The organism is Trebonia kvetii, assembly GCF_007827045.1.
GTDB lineage: Bacteria > Actinomycetota > Actinomycetes > Streptosporangiales > Streptosporangiaceae > Trebonia > Trebonia kvetii.
Map to the genome: position 1 here is coordinate 739,824 of NZ_RPFW01000002.1, position 17,709 is coordinate 757,532.

Below are 17,709 nucleotides of genomic sequence, written 5' to 3' on the forward strand. Positions count from 1 at the left end.
GCTGCTGAAACGATGGGGTGGTGAAGCTGGGAATCCTTTGCGGCGGCGGTCCTGCCCCTGGAATGAATTCGGTCATCTCCGCGGCCACGATCGAGGCACGCAATCGTGGCTGGGACGTCGTCGGGATCATGGACGGCTTCCACCACCTGATCGAGGGCCACCTCGAGGAGGCACGGCAGCTCTCCATCACGGATGTCTCGAGAATCCACCTTCAGGGCGGCTCGATCATCAGAACCTCGCGCGCCAACCCGACAGTGCGTGATGAGGCCGCGGACGACCCCGACTGGCGGTTGCACGCCTGTCTCAAGTCGCTGCGGAAGCTCGGGATCGACGCGCTCGTCACCATCGGCGGCGACGACACCGCGTTTTCCGCTTCCCGGCTGGCCGAGGCGGCCGGCACCCTGCGCGTGGCGCACGTACCCAAGACCATCGACAACGACCTGCCGCTGCCGGTCGGCATGCCCACCTTCGGCTTCGAGACCGCAAGGAGTGTCGGCGTCCAGCTCGTCAGCAACCTGATGACCGACGCCATGACCACCCAGCGGTGGTACCTGGTGGTGGCGATGGGCCGGTCAGCCGGCCACCTGGCCCTGGGCATCGGAAAGTCGGCCGGGGCCACGCTTAGCCTGATCGCCGAGGAATTCCCCCGCGACAGTCCGATCGCGCTGTCGCACCTGGTGGACATCCTGGAAACCGCCATGCTCAAGCGGATCGCCCACGGGCGTCCGTTCGGCGTCGCGGTCCTCGCCGAGGGAATCGGACTGCGTCTGCGCCAAGACGAACTCCACGACGCCATGCCGGAGATCGAACGAGACGAGCATGGCAACATCAGGCTGGCCGAACTGGAACTGGACCGTCTCCTGGCCAATCAGGTCAAGGACCGCTTCAAAGAGCGCGGGCAGAAGGTCACAGTCGAGGGCAAGAACATCGGCTACGAGCTCCGTTGCGCGCCTCCCGTGCCGTACGACATCGAGTACACCCGCGATCTCGGCTACGGGGCCGTCGACTACCTGGGTCAGGCGCTTGCGGGCGACGAGCCGGGCGGGATGATCACGATCCAGGAGGGGCACATGGTGGCGCTGCCCTTCGGGTCGTTCAGCGACCCGCAGACCGGACGGGTCCGGATCCGGCAGGTCAACGTCGAATCAAGCTCCTACCGGGTAGCCCGCGAGTACATGATCCGGCTCGACCAGCGGGACCTCGACGACCCGGACAGGCTCCGCCTGATCGCGGCGGCCGCGGGGCTCACCCCCCAGGCTTTCCGCGAGCGGTTCGGCTACCTGGGAAACACGGCCGGTTCCCGTTAGGCACAGAACCTGAGACCGGGAATCGGCCGCGGTCGCCGGGTCAGTCGAACGGGAAGCTGGCCAGGACGTCGAAGGGGTCGGGACCGGCTGGCGGGTAGTCGAAGCGGTCGCGGACGGCGACGACGCCCTGGACGTGCCTGGCGCGCTTGACGATGTCGTGGCCCTGCGCGCAGGTTCGCGGCCTGCCGGTCAGGGTGACGATGCCGCTGCTTACCGACACGTTGAAGGTCCCTGGATCGGCGGGGATCTCGACGGCGAAGATGTCCCTCCTGATGTCCTCGCCTATCTCGAAGTCGGGACGGTCGTAGACGGCGAGCACGTCGGTCCGGCTGACGATCCCTGTCAGCTTGCCGGCCTCGTCCACGACAGGCAGGTGCTTGACCCTGCGCAGGTACATGAGCCGGGCGGCGTACTCCACGGGGTCGTCGGGCCTGATGATGATCGGCGGCGAGGTCATCAGGGTTTCTGCCGTGGTCGCGCGCGCCTTTTCCATGTCGTGCTGCCGCAGCAGGCCGGTGATCCTCCCCGGCATCTCATCCTCACCGCCGCCGAGTGCCTGCTTCGTCAGCAGGTCGGACTCCGAGACCACGCCGATCACCCGGCCGGCGTCGTCGAGCACGGGAAAAGCGCCGACGCGGAACCGCCGCAGGGCGGCGGCGATCCCCGTGAACGGCGTGTCGTAGCGCACCGCGAACACCTGAGTGGTCATCACGTCCTTGACGAGAGCGTTCATTTCGCGCACCTGCCTTTCATTCTCCATCGCGGGTCAGTACGACTTTGAGTGCGCCGCTCGCGTGGTCGCCGAAGATGTCGTAGGCCTGCTCGAAGTCATCCATCGCGAAGCGGTGGGTGACGAACCGGCCGGCGTCAAGCTGGCCGGTGGTGACCAGGCGCATCAGGGTGGGCGTGGACGAGGCGTCCACCAGGCCCGTCGTGATGGTGATGTCCCTGGCCCACTGCTCTTCCAGGTGCAGGATGGCCGGCCTGCCGTGCACGCCGATGTTGGCGATGCGCCCGCCCGGCCTTGCCAGCTTCACCGCGAGCTCGAAGGTGTCCGCCGCGCCGACGGCCTCGATGGCCACGTCCGCGCCGATCCGCCTGGTCAGGTCCCTGATGACGGCCACCGGGTCGTCCGTGGCGTTGTTGACGGCAACGTCAGCGCCGAACTCCATGGCTTTCTTGAGCCGTTCGTCGGACAGGTCGATGGCGACGACATGGCTGGGGCTGAACAGCCGCGCGCAGGCGATCGCGGACAGCCCGACCGGCCCGGCGCCTACGACGGCAACCACGTCGCCCGGCCGGACGCCGCCGGCCAGCACGCCGACCTCGTACCCGGTGGGGAGGATGTCGGCGAGCATGAGGATTTCCTCGTCGGAGGCGCCGTCAGGGATCCGGTACGTCGAGGTGTCGGCGTAGGGGACCCGGACATATTCGGCCTGGGTGCCGTTCACGCGATGGCCGAGGATCCAGCCGCCGCCTTCCGCGCACTGCCCGTAGCGTCCCTCGCGGCAGAACCGGCAGGTGCCGCAGCCGCTGATGCAGGAGACGAGGACCCGGTCACCCGGCGAGAGCCGGTGGACGCCGTCGCCGACCTCGTCGACAGTCCCGACGGCCTCGTGGCCGAGGATCCTGCCCGGACGGACCTCGGGCAGGTCGCCGGCCAGGATGTGCAGGTCGGTGCCGCAGATGGTGGTCGCATCGACCCGGACGATGGCGTCACCCTCATCGGTGATCTCCGCGTCAGGGACCTCTTCCCAGGCCCGCTTGCCTGGACCGTGGTATACCAGTGCTCGCATGACCGCCTCCGCTCATCGCCTGGCCTTCAATTCCAGCCTCGCTCCGCCGGTCAGCCGCTGGCAGGGGCCAAAGGTCCCGGGACACGGACTGAAGGTCTGGTGTCGCGGCGAGCCCGCCGTGGCTAAGGTCATCATGGGAGCGATGCTGCCTATAAGGGAGACACTGTGATGGCTGAGCGCATGATCGAAGAGCTCGACGAGGAGCAGTGCCTGGCCCTGATCGCACCGGGCGGGGTAGGCCGAATCGCCTACACCAGCCGGTTCGGGCCGGCGGTGCTGCCAGTGAACTACGCGCTGCAGGACGGGGCGATCGTATTCCGCACCGCGGAGCACGGGCCGCTCGACGAGGACTTGCGCACCGGCATCACCGGCGCGGACGTCGTGGTGGCGTTCGAGATCGACAGCATCGACTTGGTGGGCAGGCAGGGCTGGAGCGTGCTTGTTCAAGGTCCCGCCCATCACATGACAGGACCCGGGCAGGACATGGTGCGCAGCGCGGGCGTCAAGCCCTGGGCGCCGGGCGACCGGGAGCTGTTCGTCCGGATCGCACCGCACCGCATCACCGGCCGCCGCGTCGGCCCGGCGTGAAGAACGCTTTGTCTGGGCTTGCCGTGTCTTGTCTGGGCTTGTCTTGCCTGGTTAGCCGGCGACCCCCGGCTGGCGCCTAGCTGTGGTGCCGGTCGGGGTCGCCTGTGCTGCTTTCTCTGTGCTGTCGTTGCCTGTCACGTGCTGCCTAGGCAGTCGCGGTCGGGGTGATGGTCTCGTGTCCTTCCGGCTGCGCCACCTGGCCGACCTTTGGCCGGCGGCCGAAGGCGAACAGGTACACCGAGCCAAGGCCCGCATGATGAGCCTCCTTGTCGGCGCGGGCTGCCGGGCCGGCGGTCCGCTCTGTTGAACTCTCACCGCCGAGTCCCGTGCCGCAGCGGCACGCGGCGTCATGGCCAGATGTCACCAGGGTGATGGGCCCTTTGGCCCTGACGGCCGCGGTGGTGGCGTCGCATGATGAGCAGACAGGGGGTGATCAGATGATTGAGGTAACGGCTTCCGGTCTATACACACAGCGGTTCCTGCGCGGAATGGAAACCGGTCAGCTGGATACCCTCGCGCACGCGGCGACGGAGGTCATGTATCCCGCCGGACACAGGCTCTTCTCCGACGGCGAGTACGCCGACAAGTTCTGGCTGATCGAGTCGGGCCACGTGAGCCTGGACTTGCTTGTGCCCGGCGAGGGCCCGGTGATCGTCGACCACATTGGCATCGGCGGAATCGTGGGCTGGTCCTGGCTGCTCTCGCCGTACCAGTGGGCGTTCGGCGCGGTGTGCGTCACCGAGGTCAAGGCGTACCAGTTCGACGCGAAGGCGGTCAGGGAACTCTGCGCGGCCGATCCGGCTCTGCGCGCGGAGGTCACGGCGCGCCTGTTCGAGGTGGTCGCGAGGCGCCTTCAGGACACCAGGACCAGGCTGATCGCCAGGTCTTACGGAGAGGTCCGTACGTGACAGCGGACGGAGAGACCGCTTCAACAAAGCCCGGCACGCAAACAAAGCCCGGCACGCACGTGCGTGCCGGGCTTTCCTGTGCTCAGCTACTGGCTCCTGATGCGACGGCCGGAGATCTGGACAGGAACGATCCTGACGAACAGATCGTGCTCGCCGGCGGGCCACGGCCGCAGGTCGCAGCGCTCCCGCAGATTCCGTTGCTCTCCCGGCTGCAGGACCCGGTGCGCTTCGCCGCGCACCAGTACGCTCCACCCCTGGCCGAGCTCTAGGTCGAAATGGTCGGCCTCGAATGAGACCGGGCCGTCGCTGTGACCGGCGATGAGCGAACCCGTGCCGGTCCTGATCACAATGGTGCTCTGCACCACCGAGTAGTTCACCGGCAGGACCGCCAGCCCGGCCGCGGTGTCGAAGGCGAGCCGTCCGATCCCCTGCGGCCCGAGCAGCCGGTAGCAATCGGCGCGCACAATCCGCTCCATCTGGCCCGCCGAGCCCCAGCAGGCGCCGGAAGGGTTACGGCCGGGCGGCGCCTCCTGCCCCGCGCCGAGCAGGGCCGCCGGGGTGGTGCGCAGCGCCGTGGCCAGCTGGCGCAGCGTGGCGGGACTCGGATGACCGGGGAAGTTCTCCAGGTACTTCAGGTACCTCGGCTCCACCCCGGCCCGCAGGGCCACCTGACTGAGGGTGAGCCGCAGTTCCGCTCGCCGCGACGCGAGCCGCCTGCTGAGGTCGCCGGGATTGGCCGGCGCCGGCCAGTCCCCCAGCTCGCCTCCGGCCCGTGCTATCACGTCGTGTGCCTGACTCACGGTCATCACAACCACCTCGCCTTCCGCCCGTTCTGTTCTCCTACAGCCTCATCCGTACCAGGCGGATAAGGAGAGAGGCTTTGGTCCTCGTTACTGAGGTCCTGACGCCCTCGGCATCCGCCTGGTGCGGATGAGGCACTACGCCGGGGCCACGACCCTGTCATCCTGCGGAAGGCTCTCTGGCGGGACGAGGTCCTCGATGACCGCTCCGGCCCCGACCAGCGCCGCGACGGACGCGCGGTAGTGGTGTCCGCACAGCCACAGGTCGACCGAGTGCGGGCGGCCCGCCGTCGGCGGCATGGAGACCTTTACCGCCGGGCGTGCCAGGCAGCAGCAGGACCTGACAGGGATCGTGGGGTCGGTGAACCTGAGATCCTCCGGCCCGCGGACTTCCTCCCCGATGGCATTTCTCCTGAACATGTCTCCGGCCCTTCCGCGGTTTATGACCGCTGGCTCGCGGCGAAGGCGGCCCGGGCCGTCTCGCCGATCAGTGCTCCCCAGGAGCAGGCCCGCGCGGCCTCCCCGGGCAGCAGCGTGTTCTTCTTGCTGACGAGGAAGCTCTCCGGCGGCAGCAGCAGCCGGCAGCCTTTGCGGATCAGCACCCGCGCGATGCCGCGGCTCGCGCGGCCGGTGAACACGGGGACCCCGCTGAGCCTGGTGTCAAAGGAGGCGGCAAGCGCGTCCGCGACGCGGAGCTGCTCGAGCCAGCTGCGCAGGCCTGGTCCGTCGGCGTCCGGGTCCAGGGTCAGCCCGCTGCCGCGCTTGCGGGCCGTCTCCGCAGCCGTCCGCCTGGAGGCGACCGTCGACATCCCGTGCAGGTGCGTCGGCCCGCCCACCACGATCAGGTCGGCTGTCATGACCATCTCCCTGGTCGCCCGGGTCACCGGCACCAGGGTCACCGCGTGCGTGGCGCGCAGTCCGGCGGCAATGTCGGTGGCGACCGCATGCGTGTTTCCGTACATCGACTCGTAGACGACGAGTGCTCGCATGCTGACCCCTCCTTCCATCGGCTGACGGGAAAATCTCTCTCCCGTTCTACTTCCAGCCTGGCCCGTTCCTGGTTGTGGGGGCAGGGACGAAACGCGGCGCGCGGCGTGCCGATGGTCCCGGACCAAGGGCCCTGATCCCGGCCGGCGACTGACGCTTAGCTGGGTTCTAGGCAGCGAAGCGAGGAGGTGCTGTCCTGCGACGGGTTGTCCTCGGCGGCCTACGGCACCGAGGAAATCCTCTACGCGCTGCTGCCGTTCTTCGGGCTCGCCGGCGGGCTTCCGCTCGTCGTTCCCGGGGACGGTTGGTGTCGGCGCGCACTCAGGGCTGAATTCGCGATGGCCGGGTTCGGCATGGCCAGGTACCACCGCAGGACCAGGGAGCCGCGCTGGCGGCGCCGGTTGCTGATCAACCTGGCGGGCAGCAGCTACGCCGCCCTTGTCGTGCTGCTGTTCGCGGTAGTCAAGTTCGCCGGGGGCGCGTGGCTGATCATGATCATCTTCCCGGTGCTCGTGTTTACCCTTATCCGGCTCAACGGGGAATACGGAGCCGAAACGGAATACCTCGTCGATACCGGGCACGGCGGCAGCCGCACGGAGCCGCCCAACTACTCCCGCCGGGTGGTCCTGCTGCTCGTCGACGGGTATGACCTTGCGGCGATCGCGGCGCTCAAGTACGTCATCAGCCGTGTCCCCCACGCGACGGCCACGATCGTCCCCTTCGATGTCAGGCACCGGGTGGAGGCCGCGCAGGCGAAGCGGGCAAGGACAGCCGCGGCGGTCAAGCCCGGACGCCTCGAAGGCTACGAGTGGCCGGCTCCGCCGCCAGAGACGGATCCGATCGGATCGCTGCGCCAGCCCGGCAAGGTCGTTGTCCAGGGGCGGCTGCGCGCCGCTGAGATCCGGTGCGGCAAGGAGTCAGGGAGCAGCGTACTTGCCTGCGAGGTCGCCGACTCGACGGGCGAGCTCACGGCGCTCTTCCTCGGCCGCGCCGGCATCGCGGGCATTGAGCCGGGAGTCCGCATCCGGCTGCACGGCAAGGTCGGCATTGGCGCCGACGGCCGCCCGGTGATGACTAACCCCGCGTACGAGCTGCTGGCTTAGCCGATGGTGGCCAGTAGCCGCCGTCTCCGGGACCTCCGGCCCTGACAACCGCCAGGCGTCACGGCCAGGCTGGAGAGGAACGCTAGGCAAGGGCGCAAACCAGGGGGAATCACCATGAACATCAGGCGTATGTTGACCGCCGGCGTCGGCGCGGCGGCCGTCCTCGGCCCGGCCGCGTACCTGCTCTTCTTCCGGAGCCGGTGCCTCAACTGGGGCGCCAGGGCCGACGAGGTAGCCGCGAAGCTGCCGGGCGACGAACTGCTAGCCGACGCGGGCCTGGTAACCACGCGCGCCATCACCATCGACGCCCCCGCGGGGGCGATCTGGCCGTGGCTGGCGCAGATGGGCAGCGGCCGGGGCGGCGCGTACAGCTATGACTGGATCGAGAACATGCTCGGCCTGAACATGCACAGCGCCGCCGAGATCCTTCCCGAGTACCAGGACATCAAGGCCGGCGACGAGCTCCCGCTCGGCGGGGGTGGCCCCGTCATGCGGGTGGAGGTGGCCGACCCGCCGCGCGCCCTCGCGGTCCGCAGCACGGACAAGAACTGGGTATGGATGTTCGCACTGCTGCCCGAGGGCGAGTCGACCAGGCTGATCAGCAGGAACAGGATCGCGGTGAAGGCCCTGTCCCCCGTGAGCCGCCTGTTCTACCTGCTCTTCATGGAACCAGGCAGCCTTGTCATGGAGCGCAAGATGCTGCTCGGCATCAAGCAGCGGACCGAGCACGGGGAGTACGACAGCGACGAGTGAACCGTCACGGCGTGCGCCGCCGCAGCGTGAGCGCGCCGCCGATCAGCGCGGCGACGGTGAACGCGAGGATGATCGTCACATCCGCGCTGATCGCCCTCGTCCACGAGGGCGAAGCGGTGATCCGCTGCATCGCGTCGACCGCGTAAGACAGCGGCAGGACATCCGAGAGCCAGCGGAGCACGGCCGTCATGTGGTCACGGGACACGATGAGGCCGCACAGCAGCGCCTGCGGGAGCACGAAGGCAGGCATGAACTGTACGGCCTGGAACTCGGTGCGGGCGAACGCGCTGGCGAACAGCCCGCATGCCATGCCAAGGACAGCGTCAAGCACCGCGACGACGGCCATCGGCACCGCCGAGCCGGGCAGCGTAACGCCCAGCCAGGTCAGCGAGACCACAAGCACCAGGGTCACCTGCACGCAGGCCATCAGCCCGAAGGCGATGCCGTAGCCGGCCAGCAGGTCAAGCTTGCCGAGCGGCATCGCCATCAGCCGCTCAAGCGTGCCGCGCGCCCGTTCCCGCTGAGTGGTGATCGCCGCGACGATGAACATGATGACGAACGGGAACACGCCGATGTACTCGGGCGCGACCCGGTTCAGCACCAGGGAGTCGGACACCACATAGCGGAGCAGGATCATCAGGACCGCGGGGACCGCCACCATCATCGCGATGGTCCGCGGGTCGTGCCGCAGCTGGGTGAGTACCCGGCGAGCCGTCGCGCCGGCCAGCGCCGGGCTGAGCCCGCGGCTCACGGTGCTCTCCCCGTTCACTGGCGCACCGCGCGGCGCTCGGGCGAGGCCAGTGCCAGGAATGCCGACTCCAGGTCGGATGCCCCGGTCCGCTTGAGGATCTCCACGGGCGATGCCTCGGCGAGGAACCGGCCCTCGCGCATGAACAGCAGCGTGTCGCATCGGGCCGCCTCGTCCATGACGTGGCTGGACACGAGCAGCGACGCCCCGTCGGCGGCGAGGCCGTGGAACAGTGCCCATAGGTCCCGGCGGAGCACCGGGTCAAGGCCGACCGTCGGCTCATCGAGTATCAGCAGATCCGGGCGGTTGAGCAGGGCGACCGCCAGGCCGACGCGGGCGAGCTGGCCGCCGGAGAACGTGCCGACGAGCCGCCTGTCGAGTCCGCCGAGGTCAAGCTGGGCCACGACCGCCGCCATGGCCTCCCTCAGCTGGCGTCCGCGCAGCCCGAGCACCATCCCGAAGTACCTCAGGTTCTCCCCCAGGGTCAGGTCCGGGTAGACGGCGGGCGCCTGGGTGGCATACCCGACGCGGGCGCGCAGCCGGGGATGCCCGGCCGGCAGCCCGAGCACGGTCACCGTCCCCGCGGTGACCATCTGGACGCCGACAAGAACCCGCATCAGCGTGGTCTTCCCGCAGCCGCTCGGTCCGAGCAGACCGGTGACCTTGCCGGCGGCGATGCTGAACGTGAGGTCATCGAGCACCAGCTGCCCGCCCCGGCGGACCACGAGGTCTTGCCCGCTGACGACCGGCCCGGCGCCGTCACCAGGCTCCGCATTTTTCATACGCCCATTCAGCCACGCCGCCGGGGCGCAGCGATAGGGCCTTCCGACAGGACCTCCGCCCCTGGTCCTGGATGCCAAGCGGCCTATTTTGGGGTTGGAGGCGGCCAATGACGAGAGGCGGCCGGGGTGGCTGAACAGGTGCACGCTAACTTCCGGGCGGTGGCCCGCGGGCGGACGCGGTATGAGCGCTTGCGGCAGCCCGTTCGCGAATTCGGGAAATTCGCGGCTGTCGGCATCGCCGGGGTGTTCGTGACCAACGGCGTCTACGACCTGCTGTACCTGCACCATGCCGTGGGACCCGTGCTGTCCGCCTCGGTCGCCACCATCGTGGCCATGGTCGGCACCTACCTTGGCAACCGGTACTGGTCGTTCCGAGGACGGCGGCGGACCAATGTCGCGCGCGAAATCAGCATCTTCGCGGTGCTAAATGGCATTGGCTTGCTGATTCAGGATGCCACCGTGGCCTTCAATTACTACCTGCTTGGTCTCGGGCACGACAAGCTGGCGGTCTTCTGCGCGCTGAACACCGGCATCTTGCTGGCCACGCTATTCAGGTTCTGGTCATACCGCCTGTTCGTCTGGGGCGCTTCGCCGGCGGCTACATCAGGCGGCGGGCGCGCCCGGCGGTGAACTGGTAGCAGACCGGAACCGCGTTCGGCACTTCCAGCCCGGCGGAGGCGTCATCGCCGACCCCTTCCAGGTGCTTGATCAGTGCCCGCAGTGTGTTCCCGTGCGACACCACAAGCACACAGTTGTACCAGTACAGGTCGGGGATGATCGCGTCGTGCCAGTAGGGCAGCAGCCGCTCGGTCACGTCGTGCAGCGACTCGCCACGCGGCCTGGCCACCGGGGGCAGGGCCGCGTAGCGCGGGTCGTCGTCCGGCTCCCCCAGGGGCGGGCGCACGCGAAAGCCGCGGCGCCAGGCCATGAACTGCTCCTCGCCCACCGCGGCCCTGACCTCCGCCTTGCTCTGGCCCTGCAGCGCTCCGTAATGGTTGGAGTTGAGCCGCCAGCTCCGCCGCACCGCCACCCACGGCCGGCCGCACGCGGCGAGCGCGAGGTCGGCCGTCACGATGGCGCGGCGCTGCACCGACGTGTGGACCACGTCGGGAAGGAAGCCGCGGGCGGCGAGGAGCGCCCCCGCTCGCCGCGCCTGCTGCCTGCCGCGCTCGCTCAGTGCGACATCGGCCCAGCCGGCGAACAGGTTCTGCGCGTTCCAGGCGCTCTCGCCGTGGCGCAGCAGGACCAGCACCGTCACCGGCTCGCCAGGGCGCGCTCGTGCGGGTACTTGGCGAGGATCTCCCGGAGCCTGGCGATGAACGCGAGGGACTCGTCGTGACCGCGCTGCCAGACGTTCCTGCCGAAGATCAGGCCCGTCGCCCCGGCCTCCATCGACCGTCGCGCCTTCTCCAGCATGGCCTCGTCGCCCTGCTGCTCCCCGCCGGAGACGAGCAGCAGAGTCCGGTTCGCCGACCGCACCACCGCGTCGATGGCCTGCTGCGCGGTGAACTCGGTGTCATACGCCGCCGGGACGCCTGCCCGCTTCTCCGGGTGCGGGAAGTTGACCTTCACCACGTCGGCGCCGAGTTCGCTGGCGGTGCGGGCCGCGTAATCGACCGCGTAGAAGGAGTCTTTGCCGCCTTTGGCACCGATCGCCGACCCGCGCGGGTATGCCCACACGACCAGCGGCATGCCAAACCGAGCGGCGTCTTCGCGGACCCGCCGGTACTGAGCGAAGTCCGCCTCCGCGGCGGGCGTGCCCACGTACAGCGTGTACCCAACGGCGTCGGCTCCCAGTCGCACCGCGTCGGCCACGGTGGCGTGCACGGGCGACAGCGCCGACTCGTCGGGCGGTATGTCCGTCTTCCCGTTGAGCTTCAGGATGAGCGGCACCTCGCCGGCATAGTCCCAGTAGAACTTCTCCGCCAGCCCGATCTGGATGGCGATGCCGTTGAACCCTCCCTCCAGGGCAAGCCTGGCGATGTACGCGGGATCCCCGGCCGCCTGATTGGCGAAGAAATCACGCGGGCCGTGCTCTAGGCCCTGGTCATACGGCAGGAACAGGGCGGTACCGTTCCGCAGTCCGAACTGGTAGAGGATCCTGTGCAGCCGTGCCTTCTTACCTGTGTCGAGTCCCTGCTCACGCAGATCCGTCCACGCTTGCATGGTGTATTCGCCTCCTGTATTCGTGCTGATCCTGACTTGAATTCGCCGTGCGGTAACGTCAGCTCATGCCGTAGCGGAGCGGGAATCCGGCGGCGATTTCAAGCAGCCTGTTGTACTTCGCAGTGCGCTCACCGCGCGCCGGGGCACCCGACTTAAGGTGACCGCAGCCCGTGCCGACCGCGAGGTCGGCGATGAAGCTGTCCTCGGTCTCGCCGGAGCGGTGCGAGACGAACTGCCGGTAGCCGGCCCGGCGGCAGACGGCCATGGCCTCAAGCGTCTCGGTGACGGTGCCGATCTGGTTGACCTTGATCAGCGAGGCGTTGCCGATGCCGCGGTCGATGGCGGCGGAGATGATCGCCGGGTTGGTGCAGAAGATATCGTCGCCGACCAGTTCGACGGCGCTGCCGAGCCGACCGGTGAGCGCGATCCAGCCGTCCTCGTCGTCCTCGCCGAGACCGTCCTCGATCAGGTGGACGGGGAAGTCACGCGTGATGGCCGCTAGGCGGTCGATCAGGTCTCCGCTGGTCAGCAGGTCCCCAGCGACCAGGTAGCGGCCGTCAGGCTGGCGGAACTCGGAGGCCGCCAGGTCCAGCGCGATGGACACGCCGTCAGCGCCCGGCCGGTACCCGGCATCGCCGATGGCCTCGGTCAGGAGGTGCAGGACCTCCTCAGGCTCACTGACCTCGGGAGCGAAGCCACCTTCATCGCCGAGACCGGTGGAGAGCTTGCGGTCGCCAAGGGCGCGGCGCAGCGCGGCGTAGACCTCGGCGCCCGCGCGCACCGCCTCCGCCATCGACGGAGCGCCGAGCGGCGCGACCATGAACTCCTGGAAGTCCAGGTCGTTGGGTGCGTGCACGCCTCCGTTGAGCACGTTGAAGTGCGGCACGGGGAGGGACGGGACGACGCCAGGCGGGGTGAGCCAGCGCCACAGCGGCGTGCCGTCGGAGGCGGCGAGCGCCCGGGCCAGCGCCATGGACACCCCCACGAGGGCGTTCGCGCCGAGCCTGCTCTTGTTCGGCGTGCCGTCGAGGCTGATCATCGCCTGGTCCGCCTCCGCCAGGGAGTTCCAGGGGTGACCACGGAGCAGGTCGGCGATCTCGCCGTTGACGAATCCCACCGCCGTGAGCACCCCGCCGCCGCCGAACCGGGACTTGTCGCCGTCACGCAGCTCCACCGCCTCGCGTGACCCGGTCGACGCGCCCGACGGCACGCCGGCCCGCGCCGTGGCGCCGTCCGCCAGCCGTACCGTCACCGCCAGGGTGGGCCGCGCTCGCGAGTCGAGGATCTCCAGTGCCGTCAGGTCAGACACATTGAAGGTCATCGTCATATTCCTCTCTTGCGACTTGTGGGTACCTCATTCGCCGCGGGTCCCTGGCGGCCGGCCGTGCGCCTGCCCTCCGGCAGGACCGCGAGCGCAACCGCGCACCCGGCGAACGCGACGAGCGCCCCGGTGAGCAGGCCCAGGTCCATGCCGCTGACGAAGGCGCTGCGGGCGGCCGCCGCGAGTTCCGCGCCGAACTGCCCGCCGAGTCGTGCCGCCACCTCGAGCGCCCCGCCGAGCGAGCCGCGTACCGTCCCGAGGACCGCCGCGGGCACGTGGTGCGGCGCAAGGACCGCGGAGATGTTTCCCGTGTACCTGGTGTTCAGCAGGCTGCCGATGACGGCGACGCCGAGGGCGCCGCCCGTCTGCATGAACGCTCCGTTGGTGGCCGCGCCGACGCCAGTGTCCGCACTGGGCAGCGACCCCATGACGGACTCGGTGGCCGCGGGCATGGCAAGCCCGACCCCGAGGCCGAGCAGCACGAGGCCGGGCAGGATGCTGACGTACGTCGAGGCGACTGTGGCGCCGGAAAGCTGCCACAGCCCGGCCGCGATGCACGCCAGGCCCGTCGCCACCGTGTACCTGACGGTGGTCACCCGCAGGAAGAACGCGCTGAGCGGCGCCACGACGGCGATCGTGCCGGCGGCGGGCAGCACCCTGATCCCCGCGGCGAGCGCGCTGTAGCCGAGGCTGAACTGGAGGTACTGGGTCAGCAGGAACAGCGTCCCGAACAGGCCGAAGGCCACCATGGCCATCGAGCAGACCGCGCCGGTCAGCGCGCGCTCGCGGAACAGTGCCAGGTTCAGCATCGGGTGGGTCGTCCGGCCTTCCCACAGCACGAACATCGCGAGCACCACGAGGCCGCCCGTGCCCGCGGCGAGCACCCGCGGTGACGTCCAGCCGCGGGCCGGCGCCTCGATCAGCGACCACAGCAGCAGGCCGAGGCCCGCGATGGACAGCACCGCCCCGGCGTAATCCGGCCGTCGCGGGGACTGGCTGCGCGACTCGGGGAGCAGCGGGACGGCGAGCGCGAACCCGGCCACCGCGATCGGAACGTTGATCAGGAACACCGAGCCCCACCAGAACCGGGCGAGAAGCGCGCCGCCGACGATCGGGCCGAGCGCGATCCCGAGGCCGCTGGTGCCCGCCCACAGGCCGATGGCGCGCTGCCGCTGGGCGGCGTCGGTGAAGATGCTGGTGATCAGGGACAGCGTGGACGGCATCATGATCGCCCCGCCGATGCCCATGCTGGCCCGGGCGGCGATCAGCATGCCCGTGGACCCGGAGAAGGCGGCCCAGGCGGACCCGGCTGCGAAGGCGAGCAGCCCGACGCAGAACACCCGCTTCCGCCCGACCCGGTCCGCGATGCTGCCGGCGACGAGCAGCAGGCCGGCGAACACCAGCACGTAGGCGTCGACGATCCACTGCAGTTCCGTGGTGGTCGCGTGCAGGTCGCGCACCAGGGTGGGCAGCGCCACGTTGAGCACCGTGGTGTCCAGGGTGACCATCAGCAGGGTCACGCACAGCACGGCGAGCGCGAGCCAGCGCCTGCCAGGCGCGGCGGGCTCGGGAAGCGCTGGCGCCTTGCGCATTTGGACGTGTGTCGTCATATTTCCAGCCCACCGCGCGGCACCCGTCGCGGGTAGGGGCGAACGCCCCCTCCGCGAGGGCCCTGTGGCGCGGGCACGCGGCAGGGCGTGCAGGCCCGGCCGACCGGTCACCCCGCGGGCCCCCGATTGCGTCGCCGCACGAGGGCGCGGCGGATCTCGTCGGCGCCCCAGACGATGAACGGGAAGGGCGCGACGGTGGCGAGCTGCCCGCCGGACAGGGCGGCCGTGCCGAAGAACCCCTGCATCGGCGGCAGGTAGACGACGAGGGCCGCGAACGCCAGCGCGACGGCGATGGCGGCGAGCAGCGGCTTGTTGCTGAACACGCCGACCTCGCGCAGCGACGCGTGGTCGGTGCGGACGGCGAACGCGGTGCCGACCTGGCAGGCGACGATGCCGAGCCAGGCGACGGTGGTGGCCTGCCGGTACCCGAGGTTCAGCGGCGAGCCCGGCCCGGTCGCGGCGCCCGGCTGCCAGCCGGCGTGTCGCAGTGTGAGGAAATAGCCGGCCATTACCAGCGTGGCAGAAAGCAGGCCGAGGAAACCCCAGGCACGGGCGAGCATGCCGCGGCTGATCACCCCCTCGGTGCGCTTGCGCGGCGGCCGGTCCATCAGGCCCGGCTCGGCGGGCTCGCGGCTGAGCGCGAGCGCCGGCAGGGTGTCGGTGCCCAGGTCGATGGCGAGGATCTGCATCACCGTCAGCGGCAGCGGCACGGCCCCGCCAGCCAGGGCGAAGACCAGGAACGGCAGCACTTCGGGTACCGCGTGGGCGAAGATGTAGCAGATGAACTTGCGCACGTTGTCATAGACGCGCCGCCCCGTCTCCACCGCGACCGCGATCGTGGCGAAGTTGTCATCGGTGAGCACCATCGTCGCCGCCTCACGGGCGACGTCCGTACCAGAACGGCCCATGGCGACGCCGATGTCCGCCCGCCGCAGCGCGGGCGCGTCATTGACACCGTCGCCGGTCATCGCGACGACCTGGCCCATCGCCCGCAGCGCGTCGGCGATGCGCAGCTTGGCCTCAGGCGAGCTGCGCGCGAAGACCACCTCGGCGCCGGAATCGAGCAGCGCGTCCAGGTCCGGCTCGCTCATCGCGTCGAGCTCAGCGCCGACAACCACGTGCAGCCCGCCGCGGCCGGCCCCGATGCCGACCCGCCTGGCGATCGCCGCGGCGGTCACCCCGTTGTCGCCGGTGACCACGTGCACCCGGATGCCCGCCCGGTGCACCCGCACGATCGCGGCGGGCACCTCCGCGCGCGGCGGGTCCTGCATCGCGGTCATGCCGAGCAGGCACAGGTCATGTTCGGCTTCCTCGCGCGCGGCGGGGACGGGCGCTGCGGCCGGCAGCACCCGCCGCGCCAGCGCCAATACCCGCAAGCCCTGCCTCGCGTAGCTGTCCATGGCCCCGGTGACGCGGGCCCGGTCCGCGTCGGTGACCGGCCGCTCCCCCGCCGTCCCCATGATCGCGCTGACGCGCGCGAGCACCGCCTCTGGCGCTCCCTTGACGGAGATCACCGGGACGCCGTCCAGCTCGTCGACCGTGCTCATCAGCGCAAGCCGCGGGTCGAAGCGGAAGAGTGCGAGCCGGGTCGCCTCCCGGCCCGCCAGGCTCACGTCGGCGCCGTGGGAGGCCGCCATCTCGAGCAGTGCCACCTCGGTGGGGTCGCCGGACGGCAGGGTGGAACCACCACCCGTTCCGGATGGTGAAGGGAGCCGCAGGTCGGCCGTGCTGCAGCGGGCGGCAACCCCGGCCAGCGCGACCGCCGCTTCCTTGCCGTCCGCCGGGGTCCAGACCGAGCTGACCCGCATCCTGTTCTCGGTGAGGGTGCCGGTCTTGTCCGTGCAGATCACCGTCGTGGAGCCGAGGGTCTCCACCGCGGAAAGCCGTTTGACGAGCGCGCCCCTGCGGGCCATCTCCCGCACCCCGACCGCCAGGGCGAGCGTGATCGTGGGCAGCAGCCCTTCAGGGACGTTGGCGACGAGCAGCCCGATCGCGAAGCTGACGGCGGCGGTTACGCTCAGCCCAGCGGCCAGGCCGATCGGCAGGAACGCGATGCCTGCCCCGATCGCCACCAGGGCTATCAGCCGGGCGACGCGCTTGACCTGGTGCTCGAGCGGGCTTTCGTCCCGCCCGGTCCGCTGGCTGAGCGAGGCGATGCGACCGAGTTCGGTGCCCATGCCCGTGGCGGTGACCAGGGCCCGCGCCTCGCCACTGGTGCACTCGGTGCCGCTGAACACGACGTCTCGTGCCTGCAGCAACGGCACGGTGACGTCCGCGGCGCCCGCGGAGCAGGTCACGGGGACCGACTCTCCGGTGAGCGTGGATATGTCCACCTCGACCGTGCCGCTGAGCAGCCGCGCGTCGGCGCAGATCCGCTCGCCCTCCTCGATCAGCAGCACGTCGCCAGGCACAAGCGAGCGGGCCTCGATGTCTTGCGGTGCCCCGTCGCGCAGCACCCGGGCGCGCTCGGGCAGGAAGGCGGCCAGGGCCTCGACGGCGCGCTCGGCCTGCAGTTCCTGTACGAAAGAGAACGCTGCGTTGAGGAAGATCACCGCGGCGATCGCGATCGCCAGCCGCGGCGTGCCGCTGGCCCAGGCGAGCACCGCGGCCAGTGCGAGCAGCAGCGCGAGCGGATGGGTGAACTGCCCGGCAAGCTCGCCTGGCCAGGTGCGCCCGCCGCGCCTGGCCAGTTCATTGGGCCCGGTGACCTCCAGCCGTCGCGCCGCTTCGCGGCCGGTCAGGCCACCGGGCGTCGAACGCAAGTCCTGGAACAGCTGAGCCAGCGGCTCGAGCGGATCCGGGGACTCGGCAGTCATTCCAACAGCCCTGCTCCCTGTTTG

19 protein-coding genes are annotated in these 17,709 nt (G+C 70.0%); 6 read left to right on the top strand and 13 right to left on the bottom strand.

The window, feature by feature from the left end; all coding sequences use genetic code 11:
- Positions 1-20 precede the first annotated feature (20 nt).
- Entirely contained in the window at positions 21-1,307 is a 1,287-nt protein-coding gene (gene pfp / locus EAS64_RS12065; RefSeq protein ID WP_281283247.1) for a diphosphate--fructose-6-phosphate 1-phosphotransferase, read from the top strand.
- A gap of 40 nt (positions 1,308-1,347) precedes the next feature.
- Here pfp and EAS64_RS12070 read toward each other — a convergent pair whose 3' ends face one another.
- Together EAS64_RS12070 and EAS64_RS12075 are read right to left on the bottom strand one after the other, a co-directional pair.
- Positions 1,348-2,040, bottom strand: a complete 693-nt coding sequence (locus EAS64_RS12070; RefSeq protein ID WP_187365857.1) for a CBS domain-containing protein — start codon at positions 2,038-2,040, stop codon at positions 1,348-1,350.
- Between the two features lie 16 nt (positions 2,041-2,056).
- Positions 2,057-3,103 carry an alcohol dehydrogenase catalytic domain-containing protein gene (locus EAS64_RS12075; RefSeq protein WP_145853009.1) on the bottom strand — a complete coding sequence of 349 codons (1,047 nt, stop codon included), beginning with the start codon at positions 3,101-3,103 and terminating at the stop codon, positions 2,057-2,059.
- A gap of 168 nt (positions 3,104-3,271) precedes the next feature.
- Between EAS64_RS12075 and EAS64_RS12080 the strand changes: the two genes are divergently transcribed.
- Entirely contained in the window at positions 3,272-3,691 is a 420-nt protein-coding gene (locus EAS64_RS12080; protein WP_145853010.1) for a pyridoxamine 5'-phosphate oxidase family protein, read from the top strand.
- A 145-nt stretch (positions 3,692-3,836) separates the two neighbouring features.
- On the opposite strand, the gene EAS64_RS12085 is transcribed toward EAS64_RS12080, so the two are convergent.
- Positions 3,837-4,055 carry a hypothetical protein gene (locus EAS64_RS12085; RefSeq protein ID WP_145853011.1) on the bottom strand — a complete coding sequence of 73 codons (219 nt, stop codon included), beginning with the start codon at positions 4,053-4,055 and terminating at the stop codon, positions 3,837-3,839.
- A 73-nt stretch (positions 4,056-4,128) separates the two neighbouring features.
- On the opposite strand from EAS64_RS12085, the gene EAS64_RS12090 reads away from it, so the two are divergent.
- Positions 4,129-4,599 carry a cyclic nucleotide-binding domain-containing protein gene (locus tag EAS64_RS12090; RefSeq protein ID WP_222849241.1) on the top strand — a complete coding sequence of 157 codons (471 nt, stop codon included), beginning with the start codon at positions 4,129-4,131 and terminating at the stop codon, positions 4,597-4,599.
- A gap of 86 nt (positions 4,600-4,685) precedes the next feature.
- Here the strand turns inward: EAS64_RS12090 and EAS64_RS12095 are convergent, their stop codons facing one another.
- From EAS64_RS12095 to EAS64_RS12105, 3 genes are all read right to left on the bottom strand, one after another.
- Positions 4,686-5,405: a pyridoxamine 5'-phosphate oxidase family protein gene (locus tag EAS64_RS12095; RefSeq protein ID WP_145853012.1), complete on the bottom strand. Its 720-nt coding sequence runs from the start codon at positions 5,403-5,405 to the stop codon at positions 4,686-4,688.
- 132 nt (positions 5,406-5,537) lie between these two features.
- Positions 5,538-5,819, bottom strand: coding sequence for a hypothetical protein (locus EAS64_RS12100; protein WP_145853013.1), 282 nt, complete (start codon positions 5,817-5,819; stop codon positions 5,538-5,540).
- Between the two features lie 20 nt (positions 5,820-5,839).
- Positions 5,840-6,388, bottom strand: a complete 549-nt coding sequence (locus EAS64_RS12105) for a flavodoxin domain-containing protein (protein WP_145853014.1) — start codon at positions 6,386-6,388, stop codon at positions 5,840-5,842.
- A gap of 186 nt (positions 6,389-6,574) precedes the next feature.
- Here EAS64_RS12105 and EAS64_RS12110 point away from each other — a divergent pair, with 186 nt between their 5' ends.
- Together EAS64_RS12110 and EAS64_RS12115 are read left to right on the top strand one after the other, a co-directional pair.
- Positions 6,575-7,489, top strand: coding sequence for an OB-fold nucleic acid binding domain-containing protein (locus EAS64_RS12110; RefSeq protein WP_145853015.1), 915 nt, complete (start codon positions 6,575-6,577; stop codon positions 7,487-7,489).
- Positions 7,490-7,603: 114 nt separating this feature from the next.
- Positions 7,604-8,242 carry an SRPBCC family protein gene (locus EAS64_RS12115; RefSeq protein WP_145853016.1) on the top strand — a complete coding sequence of 213 codons (639 nt, stop codon included), beginning with the start codon at positions 7,604-7,606 and terminating at the stop codon, positions 8,240-8,242.
- Positions 8,243-8,246: 4 nt separating this feature from the next.
- On the opposite strand, the gene EAS64_RS12120 is transcribed toward EAS64_RS12115, so the two are convergent.
- The gene (locus EAS64_RS12120; RefSeq protein WP_145853017.1) at positions 8,247-8,993 is read right to left on the bottom strand and encodes an ABC transporter permease; all 747 of its coding nucleotides are present in this window, start codon (positions 8,991-8,993) and stop codon (positions 8,247-8,249) included.
- A 14-nt stretch (positions 8,994-9,007) separates the two neighbouring features.
- Positions 9,008-9,772 (bottom strand): ABC transporter ATP-binding protein, encoded by a 765-nt coding sequence (locus tag EAS64_RS12125; protein WP_145853018.1) that lies wholly within the window; start codon positions 9,770-9,772, stop codon positions 9,008-9,010.
- A gap of 126 nt (positions 9,773-9,898) precedes the next feature.
- Between EAS64_RS12125 and EAS64_RS12130 the strand changes: the two genes are divergently transcribed.
- Positions 9,899-10,402: a GtrA family protein gene (locus tag EAS64_RS12130; protein ID WP_145853019.1), complete on the top strand. Its 504-nt coding sequence runs from the start codon at positions 9,899-9,901 to the stop codon at positions 10,400-10,402.
- Here EAS64_RS12130 and EAS64_RS12135 read toward each other — a convergent pair.
- From EAS64_RS12135 to EAS64_RS12155, 5 genes are all read right to left on the bottom strand, one after another.
- The gene (locus EAS64_RS12135) at positions 10,371-11,030 is read right to left on the bottom strand and encodes a 2,3-bisphosphoglycerate-dependent phosphoglycerate mutase (protein ID WP_145853020.1); all 660 of its coding nucleotides are present in this window, start codon (positions 11,028-11,030) and stop codon (positions 10,371-10,373) included. The two genes, EAS64_RS12130 and EAS64_RS12135, sit on opposite strands and share 32 nt — an antisense overlap.
- Positions 11,027-11,938 (bottom strand): class I fructose-bisphosphate aldolase, encoded by a 912-nt coding sequence (locus EAS64_RS12140; protein ID WP_145853021.1) that lies wholly within the window; start codon positions 11,936-11,938, stop codon positions 11,027-11,029. Before EAS64_RS12140 ends, EAS64_RS12135 begins: the two co-directional genes overlap by 4 nt.
- A gap of 58 nt (positions 11,939-11,996) precedes the next feature.
- Positions 11,997-13,259 carry a phosphopyruvate hydratase gene (eno, locus tag EAS64_RS12145; protein WP_145853022.1) on the bottom strand — a complete coding sequence of 421 codons (1,263 nt, stop codon included), beginning with the start codon at positions 13,257-13,259 and terminating at the stop codon, positions 11,997-11,999.
- Between the two features lie 2 nt (positions 13,260-13,261).
- On the bottom strand, positions 13,262-14,869 hold the full coding sequence (locus tag EAS64_RS12150; RefSeq protein ID WP_145853023.1) for a DHA2 family efflux MFS transporter permease subunit: 1,608 nt from the start codon (positions 14,867-14,869) through the stop codon (positions 13,262-13,264).
- 107 nt (positions 14,870-14,976) lie between these two features.
- Positions 14,977-17,685, bottom strand: a complete 2,709-nt coding sequence (locus EAS64_RS12155) for a cation-translocating P-type ATPase (RefSeq protein WP_145853024.1) — start codon at positions 17,683-17,685, stop codon at positions 14,977-14,979.
- Between the last annotated feature and the right edge of the window lie 24 nt (positions 17,686-17,709).